This is a genomic window from Cardiobacterium hominis (genome assembly GCF_900637305.1).
GTDB lineage: Bacteria > Pseudomonadota > Gammaproteobacteria > Cardiobacteriales > Cardiobacteriaceae > Cardiobacterium > Cardiobacterium hominis.
Window position 1 is genome coordinate 1,759,178 of record NZ_LR134365.1, and the last position, 17,253, is coordinate 1,776,430.

General features: G+C 61.4%; 16 protein-coding genes and 1 pseudogene. 8 read left to right on the plus strand and 9 right to left on the minus strand.

Annotated elements, in window-relative coordinates:
- Positions 1–290: 290 nt before the first annotated feature.
- The 5 genes from EL199_RS08580 to EL199_RS08600 form a co-directional block, all read right to left on the minus strand.
- Positions 291–1,469, minus strand: a complete 1,179-nt coding sequence (locus EL199_RS08580; protein ID WP_004142291.1) for an efflux RND transporter periplasmic adaptor subunit — start codon at positions 1,467–1,469, stop codon at positions 291–293.
- Between the two features lie 3 nt (positions 1,470–1,472).
- Positions 1,473–3,833, minus strand: a complete 2,361-nt coding sequence (locus tag EL199_RS08585) for an ABC transporter permease (RefSeq protein WP_004142289.1) — start codon at positions 3,831–3,833, stop codon at positions 1,473–1,475.
- A gap of 1 nt (position 3,834) precedes the next feature.
- Positions 3,835–4,557 carry an ABC transporter ATP-binding protein gene (locus EL199_RS08590; RefSeq protein WP_004142285.1) on the minus strand — a complete coding sequence of 241 codons (723 nt, stop codon included), beginning with the start codon at positions 4,555–4,557 and terminating at the stop codon, positions 3,835–3,837.
- Positions 4,558–4,828: 271 nt separating this feature from the next.
- On the minus strand, positions 4,829–7,603 hold the full coding sequence (gene ppc, locus EL199_RS08595; RefSeq protein WP_004142282.1) for a phosphoenolpyruvate carboxylase: 2,775 nt from the start codon (positions 7,601–7,603) through the stop codon (positions 4,829–4,831).
- A 97-nt stretch (positions 7,604–7,700) separates the two neighbouring features.
- Entirely contained in the window at positions 7,701–8,132 is a 432-nt protein-coding gene (locus EL199_RS08600) for a cytochrome b (protein ID WP_004142280.1), read from the minus strand.
- 126 nt (positions 8,133–8,258) lie between these two features.
- Between EL199_RS08600 and EL199_RS08605 the strand changes: the two genes are divergently transcribed.
- Together EL199_RS08605 and EL199_RS08610 are read left to right on the plus strand one after the other, a co-directional pair.
- The gene (locus tag EL199_RS08605) at positions 8,259–8,714 is read left to right on the plus strand and encodes a MarR family winged helix-turn-helix transcriptional regulator (protein ID WP_004142278.1); all 456 of its coding nucleotides are present in this window, start codon (positions 8,259–8,261) and stop codon (positions 8,712–8,714) included.
- Positions 8,711–9,148: a tetratricopeptide repeat protein gene (locus EL199_RS08610; RefSeq protein WP_004142277.1), complete on the plus strand. Its 438-nt coding sequence runs from the start codon at positions 8,711–8,713 to the stop codon at positions 9,146–9,148. The genes EL199_RS08605 and EL199_RS08610 overlap by 4 nt, the downstream gene beginning before the upstream one ends.
- Positions 9,149–9,367: 219 nt before the next feature.
- On the opposite strand, the gene EL199_RS08615 is transcribed toward EL199_RS08610, so the two are convergent.
- Positions 9,368–9,658 carry a hypothetical protein gene (locus EL199_RS08615; protein WP_004142275.1) on the minus strand — a complete coding sequence of 97 codons (291 nt, stop codon included), beginning with the start codon at positions 9,656–9,658 and terminating at the stop codon, positions 9,368–9,370.
- 62 nt (positions 9,659–9,720) lie between these two features.
- Complete coding sequence (locus tag EL199_RS08620; protein ID WP_004142273.1) at positions 9,721–10,650, minus strand: cation diffusion facilitator family transporter; 930 nt, start codon at positions 10,648–10,650, stop codon at positions 9,721–9,723.
- Positions 10,651–10,775: 125 nt separating this feature from the next.
- On the opposite strand from EL199_RS08620, the gene EL199_RS08625 reads away from it, so the two are divergent.
- The gene (locus EL199_RS08625) at positions 10,776–11,825 is read left to right on the plus strand and encodes an NAD(P)-dependent alcohol dehydrogenase (RefSeq protein ID WP_004142271.1); all 1,050 of its coding nucleotides are present in this window, start codon (positions 10,776–10,778) and stop codon (positions 11,823–11,825) included.
- 255 nt (positions 11,826–12,080) lie between these two features.
- On the opposite strand, the gene EL199_RS08630 is transcribed toward EL199_RS08625, so the two are convergent.
- A complete protein-coding gene (locus tag EL199_RS08630; RefSeq protein WP_004142268.1) occupies positions 12,081–12,506 on the minus strand; it encodes a VOC family protein in 426 nt (141 codons plus the stop codon).
- A gap of 175 nt (positions 12,507–12,681) precedes the next feature.
- Positions 12,682–13,032 (minus strand): DUF1801 domain-containing protein, encoded by a 351-nt coding sequence (locus EL199_RS08635; RefSeq protein WP_004142267.1) that lies wholly within the window; start codon positions 13,030–13,032, stop codon positions 12,682–12,684.
- 243 nt (positions 13,033–13,275) lie between these two features.
- Here EL199_RS08635 and EL199_RS08640 point away from each other — a divergent pair.
- The 5 genes and pseudogenes from EL199_RS08640 to phnE (EL199_RS08660) form a co-directional block, all read left to right on the plus strand.
- Positions 13,276–13,431: pseudogene (locus EL199_RS08640) on the plus strand (SDR family NAD(P)-dependent oxidoreductase); the annotation flags it as partial.
- Positions 13,432–13,708: 277 nt separating this feature from the next.
- Positions 13,709–14,698 (plus strand): phosphate/phosphite/phosphonate ABC transporter substrate-binding protein, encoded by a 990-nt coding sequence (gene phnD, locus EL199_RS08645; protein ID WP_040355608.1) that lies wholly within the window; start codon positions 13,709–13,711, stop codon positions 14,696–14,698.
- A 39-nt stretch (positions 14,699–14,737) separates the two neighbouring features.
- On the plus strand, positions 14,738–15,496 hold the full coding sequence (phnC, locus tag EL199_RS08650; protein ID WP_004142261.1) for a phosphonate ABC transporter ATP-binding protein: 759 nt from the start codon (positions 14,738–14,740) through the stop codon (positions 15,494–15,496).
- Positions 15,493–16,305, plus strand: coding sequence for a phosphonate ABC transporter, permease protein PhnE (phnE, locus tag EL199_RS08655; protein WP_004142259.1), 813 nt, complete (start codon positions 15,493–15,495; stop codon positions 16,303–16,305). Before phnC ends, phnE (EL199_RS08655) begins: the two co-directional genes overlap by 4 nt.
- Entirely contained in the window at positions 16,298–17,119 is an 822-nt protein-coding gene (gene phnE, locus EL199_RS08660) for a phosphonate ABC transporter, permease protein PhnE (protein ID WP_004142258.1), read from the plus strand. The genes phnE (EL199_RS08655) and phnE (EL199_RS08660) overlap by 8 nt, the downstream gene beginning before the upstream one ends.
- The last annotated feature ends 134 nt before the right edge of the window (positions 17,120–17,253 follow it).

A 17,253-nucleotide genomic window follows, 5' to 3' on the forward strand; every position in this document is an offset into this window, starting at 1 on the left:
TATCAAAACGCCCCTGACGGAATTGCTACCCGTCAGGGGCGGCCGGAGCAGAGTCGTGCGCACCCTATGGTGTTGTTTTCAGCGGCGCGCCTTGTCTGAGGCTTTCGGGGGATTGCTATAACTCCTCCTCTGTCTTGCGCACTCCACCGGCATCCGCAAAAAGTCGTCAGGCACATGGTGGGGCAAGCCCCACCCTACGAGACTGGCAGTAGAGAATCTTTCTCCCCGCAAAGCGGGGGAGGATGATTCAAATTGCAAACAGCCCCTAACCGCCCCTACGGCGCCGTTATTCATTCCGGCGGAGTTTGTACCCGGCTGCCGTCGTGGATGCTTTCGTCCGGTTGGAGGATAACGCGGTCGCCGTTGGCGAGGCCAGCCGTGATTTCGACGTCGGTCGCGGTGCGCAGGCCGGTTTGTACTGCTGTGTGGCGGGCGCGGGCGTCGTTGATGCGGTACACCGCCCAGCCGTCGCCGTCGCGGTAGAGTGCGCTCAGCGGGATGGTGAGCGCACCGTTTTTTTCGGCAAGGATGAATTCGATATCGACGCGGTAGGCGTCGCCGAGGGTTTGCCATTGGGCGTGCGGGCTGGTGAGGTCGAGGATGACGCGGGTGCGTTGTTCTTCTACGCCCAGCGCCGAGGTTTTGGTGAAGCCGCCTGGTTCGATGCGGCGCACGCTGGCGTCGAGGTCGTCGCCGCCCCAATGGCGGATGCGCGCGCGGGTGCCGGGGGCGAGGCGCACGGCGTCGGCGGAGAGGATGTCGGCTTCGATTTCGAGTTGTGCCGGGTCGCCCATTTCCATCAGGAGTTCGCCAGCTGCGATGGGGGTGCGGCTTTGGTGTTGGCGTTTGGTGATGACGCCAGCGATGGGTGCGGTGACGGCAACGGCGGCGGCGCCCGCTTCGTTATGGCTCGCCAGCAGGGCGCGCGCGGATTGGACGCGGGCGGCGGCGATTTTTTCTTCGGCCTGGGCGGCGGCGAGGTTGGCGCTCGCGCTGTCGCGTTGGGCGCGTGCCTGGTCGAGTTGTTCGCGGCTCGCTGCCTGGGCTTTGACCAGCGGCACGAGGCGCTGGTGTTCTTTTTGGGCGAGGGTGTGCGCGCTTTTGGCGGCGGCGATGTGTTGGCGTGCGGCTTCCAGCGCGGCTTCTGCACCGCGCAGGTCGGCTTCGGCTTGTTCGCGGCTGCGTGCATCCAGCGGGTTGGCGCTGGCGGGTTCGATTTCGGCCAGCGTTTGTCCGGCGCGCACGTTGTCGCCGGCCTGCAGGGTGATGCGGCGCAGGGTGCCGGAGACGGGTGCGTGGATGTGGTAGCGGTTTTTCAGGCGGGTGCGGCCTTCTTCGTTGTAGGTTTGTTGGAGGTCGTGCGGGCTGGCGGTGGCGCTGGCGATGAGGGTTTGTTCTTCGCGCAGGGCGAGGTAGGTCAGGTAGGCGACGGCGGCGGCAAGGGCGAGCCAGGTGAGGGTTTTGCGCATGGGTTACTCCCTTGTTTTCAGGACTTCGATGAGGTCAAGGCGGCGCAGTTGGCGCGCGATGATGAGGGCGGAGAGGGCGGCGCTCGCGAGTGTGGTCAGGGTGGCGATGGCGTAGGCGGCAGGGGCGATGATGACGGGCATGCGGTAGATGTCGTTTTGGAGTCCCTGGACGAGGCTGTAGATGAGGCTGTAGCCGCAGGCGACGCCCAGCGGCAGGGAGGCGAGGACGAGGATGTGCATTTCACCAAGGAGGATGTAGCGCACTTCGCCGTGGCTGAAGCCGAGGACGCGCAGGCTGGCGAGTTCGCGGCTGCGCTCGGAGAGTGCCATGCGCATGGTGTTGTAGACGACGCCGATGTTTACGATCATGCCCATGAAGACGGCGATGATGCTGAAGGTGCCGCCGACGCGGGCAATCATGTCGCGGAAGGCGGTGATGGCGCCACGGCGGGTGCTGGCGGCCATGACGCGCGGGCGGTCGTTGAGTTCGCGCTGGATGCGGTTCACGGCTTCGGTGTCGGCGGTGAGCAGCGCGCTGTTGATGCGTTCGTCGCCAAGGAGGCGGTTCAGGGTGGGCAGGGTCATGTAGGCGCTGTTGCCGGAGAGGGCGTAAACGGTCTGTACTACCGGCACTTGCAGGGCTTTGCCGCGGCCGTCGAGGATTTCTACCCAGACGCGGTCGCCGACGCGCACGCCGAGCCAGTCAGCAAAGTAGTCGCCGAGGATGATGCCGCCGGGTTGCAGGGTTTGCGGGCGCAGGTCGGCGCGCATGAGGTGGCGCATTTGGCTGTGTTCGCTGATGCCTTCGAGGATGAGGCGCTTTTGCCGGTTGTCGTGGGCGACGCGCACGGCCACGCTGCGCTGGCCTTCGACGGCACGCACGCCACGCATGGCGGCGAGTTCGTAGAGGGCGCGCGGCGGCGCGTCTTCGATGAAGCTGACGCTGATGTCGTGCTGCTGCGCGAGGTAGTTCTCGACGCCAATCATGTAATTCACCGAGCCGCGCTGGAAGTTGCCGACGACGACGATGCCGCCCGCCGCCGCCAGCGCGATGATGGCGAATAGTGCCTTGCCGGGACGGCGCTCCAGTTGGCGCCAGATCATGCGCGTCGGTTGGCTGAAATGGCGGGCGATGCCGAGGCGCTCCAGCAGGGTGCGGCGAAAGCGGTCCGGTGCGGGCGGGCGCATGGCCTGGGCGACGGGTTCGCGCGCAGCGGTATAGACGGCGCGGCCGCTGCCGAGGAGCGCGGCGAGCAGGCTGACCGCAGCGCCTACGGCGACGGTTTGCGGGGCGAGGCGGAATTGCAGGTAGGGGAAGTGGAAGTTGATTTGGTAGAGCGCGGCGAGGTGCTGCCCCATCCATACGCCCGCCGCCGTGCCGAGGATGACGCCGACAAGGCAAATCAGGCTGACGATGAGGCCGTAATGCGCCGCCACCTGCGCCGTGCGGTAGCCAAAGGCTTTGAGTATGGCGACCTGGTCGCGCTGCATGCTGATCAGGCGCTTGAATACCATGTTGAGCAGGAAGGCGGCGACGGCGAGGAAGATGGTCGGGAACATCCAGGTCAGGATCGCCAGTTGGCGGAATTCTTCGTACAGCATGCGGTGCGATACTTGCTCCATGCGGTCGGTCGCGCCGGTAGTGCCATAGCGGGCGAGGAGGCGGTCGATGGCGGCGATGACTGTCTGCGCGTCCGCGCCGGGGGCGAGGCGGAACGTCGCTTCGTTGAATGCGCCTTTCATGTTGAGCGCGGCGGCGAGCGCCCGCTCCGGCAGCCACAGCACGGTGTAGCGCAGGTCATCCGGGAACATCGCGCCGGGGCTGATGAGGTAAAGGTGTTCGGCGGAGGTCGCCGTGCCGACGATGGTGAAGCGTTGCTGTCGCCCGTAAATAATGGCTTGCAGCGTGTCGCCCGTTTGCAGGCCGTGCGCTTTGGCAAACACCGTGCCGATGACGATTTCGCGCGTCGTCCCCGGCGCGGGCAGGCGGCCGCTTTGTAGAAACAGGCGGTTTTGCCGCGGGATGCCATCATCCGGCAGCGATTGCACCCGCGCTTCCGCCGGTTCGGCAAAGCCCTCTAGCGACAATTTCGCGCCGGTTACCAGCCGCGCCTCAACTTCGGCAACGCCGGGTATTTCGGCGAGCCGCGCCAGCATGGTCTGCGGTACGCGCTTCGCCTGCACCCAGACTTCGGAAAAGCGCGCCTCGCGGTAGAAGGCATCGCGGGTATCGCGCAGCGACAAGAGCGTCGCCTGCGCCACCACCAACATGGCGATGCCGGAGGCTATCACCAGGGCAATGGCAAGCGCCTGGCCGCGCATCCGCCATAAATCACGCAGGGCTTTGCGGTGCAGGGCTTTCATCTCACCATTCCAGTTCGCTCGCAGCAAGCGGGCGTTCGTTCACCGCCTCGCGCACGATTTGCCCGTCCTGCATCCACAACACCCGCTGCGCCATCTTCGCGATATCGGCGTTGTGGGTGATGATGACCGTGGTCGTGCCCATCTCGCGATTGACGGTGGCGAGCGCTTCCAGCACCCGCACCCCGGTCGCAGAATCCAGCGCGCCGGTCGGCTCATCGCAGAGCATCACCACCGGCCGCTTGGCAATGGCGCGGGCAATCGCCACCCGCTGCTGTTCGCCGCCAGAAAGCTGCGCCGGAAAATGATCCAGCCGCCCCTCCAGCCCGACCAGCGCCAGCGCTTCGGCAGGCGGCAGCGGGTCAGGCGCGATTTCGGTGACAATCGCCACATTCTCGCGCGCGGTCAGGCTGGGAATGAGGTTATAGAACTGGAAAACAAAGCCGACATGCTCGCGGCGGAAACGGGTCAGGCGGGCGTCGTCGGCGTGGCTCAAGTCCTCGCCGTGATACCAGACTTCGCCCGCAGTCGGCGTATCCAGCCCGCCGAGGATGTTGAGCAGCGTCGATTTGCCGCTGCCGGACGGGCCGAGCATCACCACAAACTCGCCCTGAAACAGCTCCAGATCAATGCCGCGCAACGCCCGCACTTCAACATCGCCCATGCGGTACACCTTGGTCAGCCCGCGTGCGCGGAAAATCACCTCAGTCGCCCTGGTTTCGGACATGTGTACTCCTTCACAAAAACCGTAGCGGCATTGTAGCGGTAAAAGGTGGTATGGCAAGCCTCCGAAAACCCCATACGGTGTTTCGTTGCTGGGGGTTATAGGGTGCGCCTCGGTGCACCATTTTTTAAGAATCAAATGTTTACGCGACGGTGCGCCGAGGCGCCCCCTATGGCGTTGTTTTCAGTGGCGGCCTTGTCTGCGGCTTTCGGTGTATCGCTATAGAAACGGGCATCTTGCGATGCCCGTTTGTGTTTTGCCGATTTGCTCCGCTTTAGCCGGTATTGCGCAAGCCGGCGGCAAGCGCGTTGATGGAGCGGATGAGCGGGTCGTTGATTTCCGCGTCTTCGCTGTTTTTCGCGCGGCTGCGGCGCAGCAGCTCAATCTGGATGTGGTTGATCGGGTCAAGGTAGGGGTCGCGCCAGCGCAGCGATTCGGCGAGGCGCGGCTGGTGTTCCAGCAGGTGGTTCTGCTTGAGGATGGTGTTGAGGCCGGCGAGCGTTTTTTGGTATTCGTCGCGGATGGCGCGCATTACGGTCTGGCGCAGCGGTTCGTCGGCGCAGAGGTGGCTGTAGGCTTCGGCGGTCGCGGGTTCGGTTTTGGCAAATGCCATTTCGATGTTGCTGATGAAGGCGTCGAAGAACGGCCATTGTTCACGCATGTCGTCAATGAGCGGCTGGTCTTCGGGGCGGATGGCGGCAAGCGCGCTGCCGACGCCGTACCAGGCGGGCAGGGTGAAGCGGGCGAGCGACCAGCCAAATACCCACGGGATGGCGCGGATGGTTTGTTTGGTCGGCGTGCCTTTGCGGCGGTGCGCCGGGCGCGAGCCGATGTTGAGCAGGCTGATTTCGCGTACCGGGGTGGCGTCGGCGAAGAATTGGTAGAGGCCTTCGGTGCGGTCGGTGAGGTCGCGGTAGCGGTTTTCGCAGGCGTCCGCCAGGCGTTCGACCAGTTGTTCGTATTGGGCGAGTTTGGCCGGGGTTTTGGCAAAGCGGGTGCTGCTCGCCTTGAGCGCGCCGGTGATGCCCATGGTGAGTTCGTACACCGCGGTTTCGGGATTGGCGTATTTGGCGTAGAGGACTTCGCCCTGTTCGGTGAATTTGATTTCGCCTTGCAGGGTGCCGGGCGGTTGCGCGGCGATGGCGTGGTGGGTGGAGCCGCCGCCACGGCTGACCGAGCCGCCGCGCCCGTGGAAGAGGCGGGTTTTGATGTGGTAGCGGCGGGCGATGTCGAGGATGGTTTGTTGGGCGCGGTAGAGTTGCCAGGCGCTGGTGAGGATGCCGCCGTCTTTGCTGCTGTCGGAGTAGCCGAGCATGATTTCCTGGGTGTCGTGCTGGTTGGTAAGCAGGGCGCGGTAGGTGGGGTTGTCCAGCAGTTGCGGCAGGATGGTGTCGATGTTTTTCAGGTCTTCGATGGTTTCAAAGAGCGGCGCTATCGGCAGGGCGGCGTAGGGACGGCCTTGTTCGTCCTGACCGGAGAGTCCGGCGAAGCGCATCAGGAACAGCACTTCGAGGATGTGGCTCGTGCGGTTGGTCATGGAGATGATGTAGCTGCCGAAGGTGCGCGCGCCGACGAGTTCGCGCAGGCGGGCGACGGTGCGCATCAGTGCCAGTTGTTCTTGGGTTTCGGGCGAGAGATTTTGTTCGAAAAGGAGCGGCGTACCGGGGGCGGCGATGAGCTGGCTCAGCGCTTGTTGGCGGCCGGCTTCGTCGAGGGCGTGGTAGTCGGGCAGGTTGGGCGCGTGCGCAAAGAGGTCAGCGACGACGTTGGTGTGCCAGGTGGATTCTTGGCGGATGTCGAGCGAGGCCATGTGGAAGCCGCAGCTGCGCACGAGGCGGATGAGGTCCTGGATGTCGCCGCGCGCCTGTTCGGGGTCGTGCTGTTTGAGTGCGTTGCGGATGAGGATGAGGTCGTCGAGGAAGGCTTCGGCGTTGGGGTAGGCGTGTTCGGCGGCGGCCTGGTCTTCTCCCATGCTCTGGATGTAGCGGTTGGTATGCTGGATTTTGGCGCGCATCAGGGCGAGCAGGCGGCGGTAGGGTTCGTTGTTGTAGTCTTCGGGGTTGTAGTCGAAGACGGTGACGCCAAGGCGGGCGTAGTGTTCGTTGCGTGCGTCTATGGCGGGGTCGATGGCGATGATGCTGGCGCAATGCAGCAGACGCTTGCGCAAGTGTTTTAATTGTTTGCTGTAGTAGCGCAGCACGTTGTCGGCGTGCATCAGTACCGCCTGTTCGGTGGTTTGGTGGGTGACAAACGGGTTGCCGTCGCGGTCGCCGCCAATCCACGAGCCAAAGCGCAACAGCGGCGGTAGCACCATTTTTTCCAGTTCGGGGTAGATGTCGTTCAGCGCGCTGCGCAGGTTGCGATAAACCTGCGGGATGGCCTGAAAGAGGCTGACGTTAAAGTAGTGCAGGCCGTTGTTGATTTCGTCGTAAACCAGCGTTTTGCGCGAGCGCACTTCGTCGGATGACCACAAGAGGTCGATGAGGTCGGCCGTCTCGGCGACGGCATGATTCCAGGCGGGGCTGTTTTCCGGCGCGTGGTCAAGCGTCGCGCAATGGCGGTAGATTTCCTGCAAGACGCTCATCGTCGTGCGGCGGCGCGCTTCGGTCGGGTGCGCGGTGAAGACGGGGATGAAGCGCAGTTGGCCGATGAGTTCGGCGAGCTGTTCCGGGCTTAAGTCGTTGTCGCGGCATTGTTGCAGGGTGTGGCGGAACGAGCCTTCCCACAACTCGCCGCCACGCGCGCGCAGGTCGGCACGTTTCTGCCGCAGCAAGTCTTCCTCGGCGAGGTTGGCAAGCGCGAAATAAAGGCTGAAACCACGGATGACGTGCTTCAGGCGGTCGTTATCCAGCGCGGCGATGGTGCGCATCAGCGCCGCGCGGCGTTCCGGGTCGGGGTTGTTGCGCTCTTCGATAAAGCCCTGACGCAGGTATTCAATCGTTTGCAGGGTCTCCGCGCCCGCCTGGCGTTCGATGACTTTGCCCAGCAGTCCGGCAAGCAGGCGGATGCGGGTACGCAGCAGTTCGGGATTGGGGGCGGTGGGCATCATGATGTTTCTCCTGTGTTTGTGAATGTCTGGCGCGCGATAATAAACTTTTTTTAGAAAACGCTCACGGATTTTTAATTTCTGCGAGATGGATAACGCTTCAAAGCATCCGCTGCAGAATAGCCTCGCCACGGCGCTGGTGGAGAACCGTCATTGCAATATGCCCCGCGATGAGGAGGAAAAAGACGAAGGCCAGCGCGCCGTGCGCGTTGCCAAAAGCGCCATGAAACTGCCGCGCCATGCCGGAAGCGGGGACGGCAAACATCAGCGCATACAGCGCCAGATGCCCCGCTTTCACCGCGACGCCGCCTGCCGGACGCCGCTGGAAATGGACAAGCGCCCAGACAAAGCGGACGAGCGCGAGCAAAAGCAGCAACAATCCGGCCGCCTTGTGCAGCTTGATGAGCGGCTTGAGCGCATCATTGAGATTCCAGGCGAGGGCAGTGGCGAACATCAGCAGATAGCAGGCGGCCATCGCCCAGTGCAGCGTGCGGGAAACCGTGCCATAGCGGGTGGCGGTATCGGTTTGCATAAAAGCTCCTTTGAATAGTTGGCTAATGACTCATTAAAGCATAGCTGGCTAAGAAATAAAACAGCAAGCTATATTTCTGTTAAAATTCACAACCCTATTATTTACAAAGGAATTTAAGGAAAGCCCATGCCCCTGCCACGCGAACAGTCTGCCGGATACCTGGTCAACCATCTGGGTCGCCAGTTTGCCGTCCTCCTCGCCAACCGCCTGAAACCGCTCGGTCTTGCCCCGGCGCAGCACGCGGTGTTGCTCGCCCTGTGGCAAGAAGACGGCCTGAGCCAGCGCGAACTGGTGAACATTCTGGAAATCCGGCAGGCGACCGCCGCCAACACCCTTGACCGCATGGAGCGCGACGGCCTGATTACCCGCGAAGTGCACCCGCAGGATGCGCGCAGCAAGCGGATTTGCCTCACCGCCAAGGCGCGGGCGCTGGAAGACGAAGTGACGGGCATCGCACGCGAGATCAACGCGAACGCGCTTGCCGCGCTGGACGAACACGAACGCGGACAGTTTCTGGAAATGCTGAAACGCCTCATCGAGCAACAGCGAACGCTGACAGGCGGCGAGGAAGACGCGCCATGAAACGCCTGCTACGCTGCGCCCTGCTTGCCGCGCAACTTGCCGCTTGCCATCACGAAAGCGCCGGACAAGCGCAGGCGAAAGCGCTGCTTGATCGCGGCGTCGCCGCTTACCAAAAAGCCGATTATGCCGCCGCCTGGCCGCTGTTTGAAGAGGCGGCGCAGGCGGGACACATGAAAGCGCCGCGCTATCTCGGCCTGATGTATTTGCATGGCAATGGCATCGCTGCCGATGCGGCACAAGCGTTCGCCCAGTTTCAAATAGCGGCGGATAAAGGCGATATCACCGCGCAATATTGGCTCGGCTATCTCTATGAAAACGGCATCGGCACGGCGCAGGATTTGGCGCAGGCGCGGCACTGGTACGAGATTTCCGCGCAACGCGGCGACCATATCGCCGCACCGGCGATGACCGCGCTCGGCCGTTTGTATGAATAGGGCAAGGGCGTTACCGCGAACCGCGCGACGGCCGTCGCTTGGTATGAAAAAGCGGCGGCGACGGGCGATAGTGAGGCGCAGGCGGCATTGGTGCGGTTGAAGGCGGGGGAATAAGTCTGCTTGCCGCCAGGGGCTGTTTGCAATTTATTTTGAATGCCGTCGCTACGCGACTTTTTACACCCCCTCCCCGGGTTCCCATGAAAAAGGCGGACGCCTTTTTCATGGGAACCCCGACCCGCCCCCGCTTCGCAGGGGCGGGTAATTCAAATTGCAAAAAGGTAGGCGTTGGTGGATGTGGCGCCCGGCGACGTGGTAGGCGCTTTTATCGACGCTGCTGAGCGCTTCGCGGTATTCGACGGCAACAGCGACGAGACGCATGCCGTCGCCAAAGACGCGGGTGATGGCGGTGGCATTTTGTACGGCGTTGGCGGCGGCAAGCGCGGTGCCGCTCAAGGTGAGCAGGGCAGCCGCGCCTGCGGTCTGGATGAGGATTTGTCTGCGGGTGGGCATGGGGTTCTCCGGTTGGTTAGCAGGCGGCGAGTGTAGCACGCACGTTTTAGGCGGGAATGAGGTCAGTGGTGGTGATGCTCGTGCGCGTCTTCCGCCTCGCAGGCACAGACGAGGCTGTCGCTGTGGCCATGCGCTTCGCTTTCGGTTTGGATGGTGCTGTGCTGGATGCCGTGCTGCGCGAGTTCGTGCGCCAGTTTCTGCACGATGCGTTCAGCGTCGTGCACGCGCAGGTCGCCGGCGACGACGATGTGGCAGGAGAGCGCGTTGAGGCCGCTGGTAATCGTCCACAGGTGCAGGTCGTGTACGGCGATGACGCCGTCGGCAGCGCGCAGGGTGGTGAGGAGGCGCTCGTGGTCGATGTGCGTGGGCGCGCCTTCCATCAGGATGTGCAGCGCGCTTTTCAGCACGCCGACGCTGCTTTTGCCGATGAGTGCGGCGATAAGTAGGCTGACCAGCGGGTCGGCCCAGCGCCAGCCAAAGGCGAGCATTAGCAACGCGGCGAGGATGGCGCCGACCGAGCCGAGCAGGTCGCCCAAGACGTGCAGGTAGGCGCTTTTCATGTTGAGGTTGTGGTGGATGTCGCTGCCACGGTGCATCCACACGGCGATGAGGATGTTCACCGCAAGACCCGTCACGGCGACGGCAAGCATGCCGAGCGAGGCGACTTCCGGCGGATGCAGCAGGCGGCCGATGGCTTCGATGACAATCCAGAGGACGATGGCGGCGAGCGTCAGCCCGTTCAGCGCGGCGGCGATGATTTCGCCACGGCGGTAACCGAAGGTGTTTTTGAGCGTGGTCGGGCGGTCGCTCCAGTGAAAGGCGGCGAGCGAGAGGGCGAGGGCAATGGCGTCGGAAAGCATATGCCCGGCGTCGGAAAGGAGGGCGAGGCTGTTGGTCAGCAGGCCGCCGGCGATTTCGACCAGCATGAAGGCGGCGATGAGCAGCAAGGCGCGTTTGAGGACGGATTTGTGATGGTGGTGTATGTGGGACATGGGGCGCTCCGGTGGGTTGGGGCGATTGTAGCGGATTGCCGCGCGGGCGCCGTTATGGGGTACGAGTGCACCGGAGGGCATCGCTTATACTGCCGCCTCCCCCAACCACCACTAAGGAGCTATCCATGAGCCAAACCGTCCGCGCCTACGCCGCCGCATCTGCCACCAGCCCGCTTGCGCCGTTTACTTTCCAGTACCGTGACCCGCGCGCCGATGACGTCGTCATTGACATTCTCTACACCGGCGTCTGTCACAGCGACCTACACACCGCCCGCAACGACTGGGGCGGCACGATTTATCCCGTCGTCCCCGGCCATGAAATTGTCGGCCGCGTGCGCAGCGTCGGCAGCGCCGTGCAGAAATTCCGCCCCGGCGACCTCGTCGGCGTCGGCTGCATGGTCGATAGTTGCCGCGAGTGCGCGCCCTGCCAGCATCATCTGGAGCAATACTGCGAGCGCGGCGCGACTTTTACCTATAACAGCCACGACCGCCACGATGGCCAGCCCACCTACGGCGGCTACGCGCAAAGCATCACCGTCAGCGAGGCTTTCGTCCTGAAAGTGCCGGAAAACCTCGACATCAAAGCCGTGCCACCACTGCTCTGCGCCGGCATCACCACCTGGTCGCCGCTGCGCCACTGGAACATCGGCGCGGGCAGCCGCGTTGGCGTGGTTGGCCTCGGCGGCCTCGGCCACATGGCGATCAAACTGGCGCACGCGCTTGGCGCGGAAGTCGCGCTCTTTACCCGCTCGCTGCACAAGGCCGACGACGCGCGCCGCCTCGGTGCCGACCGCATCATCCACTCCGGCGATAGCGCACAGATGCAGGCCGCCGCCAACCAGTTCGACCTCATCATTGACACCGTACCTTACACGCACGACGCCAATCCCTACCTGCCGACGCTGAAGCTGGACGGCACGCTGGTCTTCGTCGGCCTGATCGGGCAAACCGAAACGGCGCTCAACACCGTGCCGCTCGTCATGCAACGCCGCACCGTCGCCGGTTCGCTCATCGGCGGCATCGCGGAAACACAAGAAATGCTGGATTTCTGCGGCAAACACAACATCACCGCCGACGTTGAACTCATCAACATGGCAGACATCAACGCCGCCTACGAACGCATGCTGAAAAGCGACGTCAAATACCGCTTCGTCATCGACATGGCGACGCTGTAAAACCCGCCGATATGCACCCTCTCCCGGTGGGGGAGGGTAGAAAACCGGGGTGGGGGCAGCAAACAACCCGCCGCGCGACAAAACGCTCTCATCCATTTACATACACGATAGTCGCTACCCTGTATGTATATTTGCCGAGAATTTCGTTTGGGGCGTGTTGCTACGCGATGCTTATCCCTGCCCTCACCTCACTCGCTGAATCGCAAACAGCCCCTAGCTTCGACAAAGAGAGACATCATAGAACATGCGAGCGCTTCAACGCGCTGCGGGTTGCGCGAACCCAAGCACGTATCCGTTGAGATCCTTAACGTAGAACTCCTTCATGCCGTAGAAGGTATCGTGCAAGTCGCGTACAACTTCACATTGCGTCTTCAGTCGAGCAGCGAGCGTTTCCAAATCGTCGACCTCGAAATACAGCACGGCACTGCTGCTGATGTCGGCGGAATCCGCAAAGGCGGGGATGTTCTCGCGCAGGCTCTTTTGCTCCTGCAACATAAGCTCGATATCGCCGTTCTTGATCAGTGCGTAGACCAGAACCTTGTTGCGATCATGCTGGAAGAGAACTTCCTCGGCCCCCATCGGAACACTCATCACATGCTGGAAGCCCAGCACGTCGGCATAGAATTCGATGGCCTTGTTGACGTCCGCAACCATCATGTTACACCACAGTTTTTTCAGCATAATTTGCTCCTTTTCTGAACATTGAAAGAAATGCGCCGTCAGGCGCGCGATTGGAATCAGGAACGAATATACGGTTCGGGCAAGCGCTCAGCACCGATTCGCCCGACTGAAACTTTCGGTATTCGGATGCCAGATTCAATAATCCGACCTACAGCTTGCTCTTTTAGACTGCATTTTATTCTGCTGCTTTTTGCGCCAATCGTAAGTAATCCGTCAAATGCTTATTTTCTATATCTTCAAGCGTATGTAATTTCAAATGACGACGGCCTTTACCTTTGCCTTCCAATAAACCGTGCGGGTCTGCCATCTCGGCACCATGACCAAATTCCACAGTTACATGGTGCTTATAAACAAAAATGCCGCAAAACGGTTCGGGTGCAGCAAACAAAATACCGCCATATTTCACTTCTTCGCCTACTGTATCTGCCAGTTGCCCTATTTTCGTGCGCACACTATTGGCGATTTCATACAAGGCAGGATTACTAATTTGCCAATCATTCAGCAGATTTTTTACTTTTGGGTTCATGGTCTCCTCCTAATTTGAGCTTGTAGGTTGGACATTGATGTCCGACAAAGCATTCTAAACCGTTATCGTCGGGCATCAATGCCCGACCTACGCTTTTTTCAGACGGCCTTTATCTTAACTCGGCCATCATCCGCGGCGATTATGTCGCGCCGGGCAAAACACCTTGAACCGCCGCCGGGCTAAACAAACCCGTGCGCACCGCCTACACTGCGCGCCCCAACCCACAAACCCCAAGGAACCCCCATGGAAAACATCGCCAACAAAACCGTCATCATCACCGGCGCCTCCTCCGGCCTCGGTGCCGAAACCGCACGCCACCTTGTGCAAAACGGCGCGCACGTCATCCTCGGCGCGCGCCGCCTCGACCGCCTGCAGCAGCTCGCCGACGAACTCGGCATCAGTTCAGTCACGACCACTGCGTACAAACCGACGTCGCCGCCAGCTGCAGTGCTGTGAATTCCCCGCTTTATTTCTGCAATTATCTGTGACTATAATGTGCATATGGCGTTGGAATATGTTAATTTGCCGCTGGTGAATGCTCATGTTTCGACGCTACCGTTTGTTTTTCAGACGGTTATCCCCTTGCAGGAATCAACAGCTTTTTTGTCCTGAAGGTTTGCCTATCCCCAAAATAAAAATGGAGCACATGATGCAATCTCATGCCAAGCAAAGTGTTATGCCGATTTTCCGTCTCAGCCTGTTAGCGACTGCAGGGCTGGCTTTTTCCAGCGCCGCGCTGGCAGAAGAAGACGCCTGTCCGCACCGTGGCGATCTCGATGCGATTTATTGCGATGCCGACAAGGATATGGTCGCCGACCCGCCATCTGATCCGAAGAAATTCCGCGATCCGAAGACGCTGATTTTTGCTTTCACGCCGGTGGAGGATCCGACCGTTTATGAAAAGCTCTTCCAGCCGTTCATGGGTCATTTGTCGCAATGTGTGGGACGCAAGACGGTGTTCTTCGCCGTACAGTCAAACTCGGCAGAAATTGAGGCGATGCGTTCTGGTCGCCTGCACATCGCCGCGTTTTCCACGGGCCCGACCAATTTCGCGGTCAATATCGCCGGTGCCGTGCCGTTTGCCATCCGTGGCACGGAAAATGGCCCGGAAGGCGCCGCCATCAAGATGATTGTGCGCAAAGACAGCCCCTATAAAGCGCTGGCTGATCTGAAAGGCAAGCGCATCGCGCACACTTCGCCTTCTTCCAACACTGGCAACCTTGCGCCGCGCGCCCTGTTTTCAGAGCTCGGCCTCACGCCGGACAAGGATTACAAGGTGGTCTATTCCGGCAAACACGACCAGTCCATTCTCGGCGTGAAATCCGGCGACTATGACGCTGCCCCGGTCGCGAGCGACGTGCTGCAACACATGACGGAACGCGGCGTGGTCGGTGCTGATGATTTCAATGTCCTCTACACCAGCGAGCTTTTCCCGACCGATGCCTATGCTTATGCGCACGATCTGGATCCGAAACTGGTGGAAAAAATCAAAGAGTGTTTCTTTGAGTACCGCATTCCGCCGGAAATGGCGAAAGGCTTGGGCGGCGATCGCTTCCTCCCCGCCAATTATCAGAAAGACTGGGAATTGGTGCGCAAGGTTGCCATTGCCGCCGGGCAGAGCCTGAGCCGCAGCGGCTATGAAGCCGAAAACGCCAAGAAGAAATAAGCGATAAACGGACGGGATTATGAATAAACGGGTAGAACTATGAGCGCCGTGTTGCAAATCAGCGGCCTGACCAAGGCCTACAAGCCCGGTGCGCCGGTGCTGAAAGGCATCGACCTGACGTTTGCGGGCAGCGGCCTGACGGCGATTATCGGCCCTTCCGGGACGGGGAAATCGACGCTGATCCGCATCATCAACCGCCTGATCGAACCCAGCGACGGCTCGATCCTCTTCAAGGGGGAAGAGCTTTCCCATATAAGAGGGCGCGCGCTGCGCGAAGCACGGCGGCGCATCGGCATGGTCTTTCAGGAATATAACCTCGTTGAACGCCTGTCCGTCATGGAAAACCTGCTCACCGGCCGCTTGGGCTATGTATCGCCGCTCAACGCCTGGCTGCGCCGCTTCCCCGCTGAAGATATTGCCTACGCTTACCGCCTGCTCGACATTGTCGGGCTGGCGGCTTTTGCCAATCAGCGCGCCGACAGTCTCTCCGGCGGGCAACGGCAGCGCGTCGGCATTGCCCGCGCCCTGATGCAGCGTCCGGAAATCCTGCTCGCCGACGAGCCGACTTCCTCGCTTGACCCGAAAACTTCGGTGGAAATCATGGAGTTGCTCAAATCGCAGGGCATTGATAACCAGATTCCGGTGCTGGTCAATATTCACGATGTCAATTTGGCGCGCCGCTACGCCGACCGCATCGTCGGCATGACGGGCGGTAAAGTTGTCTTCGACGGCCCTCCCGCCGACCTGACCGATGCCGACCTGAACACGATTTACGGCGGCAAGGACTGGTTGCAATGAACGCGCCAGCCAAACCCACATACGCGCCACCGCCTGCCGACGTTCGCCCCTTCCACACCTCCTGGGGCGCGCGCCTGCTCGCGCTGGCACTCGTCATTTATGCCTTCTACGCGCTGGGGCAGCTCGATTTCTCTGCCGAACGCTTTATTAAGGGTATCGACAATGGTGGCCGCTTCCTCGCGCGCATGTTCCCGCCCAACTTCAAAGACTGGCAGCAACTGCTCACCGGTCTGGTGGAAAGCCTGCAAATCGCGGTGCTGGCGACCTTCTTCGGCGTGCTGCTTTCCCTGCCTATCGCCATCCTCGGCGCGCGCAACCTGATGCCCGCCTGGGCGACCTGGCCGGCGCGTTTCGTCGTTACCTTCTGCCGCGCCTTCAACCCGGTCATCGTCGCCATCATCTTCATCAAGGCGGTCGGCTTCGGCCCGCTCGCCGGTATCCTTGCGCTGATCGTTGCCTCCATCGGCTTCGTCGGCAAACTATTCATGGAAACCATCGAAGAAATTTCGATGAAGCAGATTGAGGCCGTGCGCGCGACCGGCGCCCCCTTCATCTCCGTCGTCACCTATGGCGTGCTGCCGCAAGTGATGGCGCGCCTCGTCGGCTTCTGTACCTACCAGCTCGACGCCAACCTGCGCAACTCGACGATGGTCGGCATCGTCGGCGCCGGCGGTATCGGCGGCACCCTCTTCGCCGCCTTCCAGCGCTTCGAATACGATTTTGTCCTCGCCATATTGCTTACCATCATCGCGGTCGTCCTCCTCGGCGAACTGGCCGCCAACGCGGTAAAACGGATCTTCAATGTCTGAAATGAACACCCCCAACCCCGCGCTTGCCGAACGCCTGTGGCAGCGGCACACCCTCGGGCAAAAACTCGCCCGCACCGCCTTCTGGCTGGGCATCGGCATCGCTGTGCTGCTGTCTTTGCGTAACATCAACGTCATCTGGGAATTTCTCTGGGACGCGCCGGAACAAATGCTCGACATGGTGCGGCGCATGTTCCCACCGGATTACGCCTACTACCGCGTCGCGGTGCATACGGCGCTGATGGAAACCTTCCACATCGCTACACTGGGCACCATCTTCGCCCTCGTCGCCGCCCTGCCGCTCTCCATCCTGGCCGCGCACAACCTCACGCCCAACCGGGGGCTGAATTTCCTTGCCAAGACGCTGCTCGTCGCCAGCCGTTCCGTGAACTCGCTCGTCTGGGCGCTGCTCTTTATCGCTGTCTTCGGCCCCGGCCCGCTGGCGGGTACTGCCGCTATCGCCTGCCGCTCCGTCGGTTTTGTCGGCAAACTGCTCGGTGAAGCGCTGGAAGAAGTGCCACGCGGCGCCATCGAAGCGCTGAAAGCAGCGGGCGCGACCCAAAGCAGCCAAATCCTTTACGGCTACTGGCCCGCCGTCAAACCCGCCTTCTGGTCAATCATGCTGCTGCGCTGGGACATCAACGTGCGCGAATCCTCGGTGCTCGGCCTGGTCGGCGCGGGCGGTATCGGCATGATCATGAACTCGGCCATCGACCTCTTCGAGTGGGACCGCGTTGCCGTCATCCTGCTGACCATCTTCGCCGTCGTCGTCATCGCCGAAATCGTCATCACCTACTTCCGCCGCCGCTTGCTCTAAAGAGAAAACGCGCACGGGCTTGCCGCATCAATCCGGGAGACTTGCAATACAGCACGCTATGAAAACCACCAGAAATGGTTTAGCAGATAAAATGCGCGCCTACAAAGCGGGGGGAGTTCGTACCGGAACAACGA

Coding starts and splice junctions, on each gene's coding strand:
- phnE (WP_004142258.1), top strand. CDS start 16,298: ATGTCTGAAATGAACACCCCCAACCCCGCGCTTGCCGAACGCCTGTGG.
- phnE (WP_004142259.1), top strand. CDS start 15,493: ATGAACGCGCCAGCCAAACCCACATACGCGCCACCGCCTGCCGACGTT.
- EL199_RS08600 (WP_004142280.1), bottom strand. CDS start 8,132: ATGCAAACCGATACCGCCACCCGCTATGGCACGGTTTCCCGCACGCTG.
- phnC (WP_004142261.1), top strand. CDS start 14,738: ATGAGCGCCGTGTTGCAAATCAGCGGCCTGACCAAGGCCTACAAGCCC.
- EL199_RS08630 (WP_004142268.1), bottom strand. CDS start 12,506: ATGCTGAAAAAACTGTGGTGTAACATGATGGTTGCGGACGTCAACAAG.
- EL199_RS08590 (WP_004142285.1), bottom strand. CDS start 4,557: ATGTCCGAAACCAGGGCGACTGAGGTGATTTTCCGCGCACGCGGGCTG.
- ppc (WP_004142282.1), bottom strand. CDS start 7,603: ATGATGCCCACCGCCCCCAATCCCGAACTGCTGCGTACCCGCATCCGC.
- EL199_RS08635 (WP_004142267.1), bottom strand. CDS start 13,032: ATGAACCCAAAAGTAAAAAATCTGCTGAATGATTGGCAAATTAGTAAT.
- EL199_RS08580 (WP_004142291.1), bottom strand. CDS start 1,469: ATGCGCAAAACCCTCACCTGGCTCGCCCTTGCCGCCGCCGTCGCCTAC.
- EL199_RS08615 (WP_004142275.1), bottom strand. CDS start 9,658: ATGCCCACCCGCAGACAAATCCTCATCCAGACCGCAGGCGCGGCTGCC.
- EL199_RS08620 (WP_004142273.1), bottom strand. CDS start 10,650: ATGTCCCACATACACCACCATCACAAATCCGTCCTCAAACGCGCCTTG.
- EL199_RS08585 (WP_004142289.1), bottom strand. CDS start 3,833: ATGAAAGCCCTGCACCGCAAAGCCCTGCGTGATTTATGGCGGATGCGC.
- EL199_RS08610 (WP_004142277.1), top strand. CDS start 8,711: ATGAAACGCCTGCTACGCTGCGCCCTGCTTGCCGCGCAACTTGCCGCT.
- EL199_RS08625 (WP_004142271.1), top strand. CDS start 10,776: ATGAGCCAAACCGTCCGCGCCTACGCCGCCGCATCTGCCACCAGCCCG.
- phnD (WP_040355608.1), top strand. CDS start 13,709: ATGCCGATTTTCCGTCTCAGCCTGTTAGCGACTGCAGGGCTGGCTTTT.
- EL199_RS08605 (WP_004142278.1), top strand. CDS start 8,259: ATGCCCCTGCCACGCGAACAGTCTGCCGGATACCTGGTCAACCATCTG.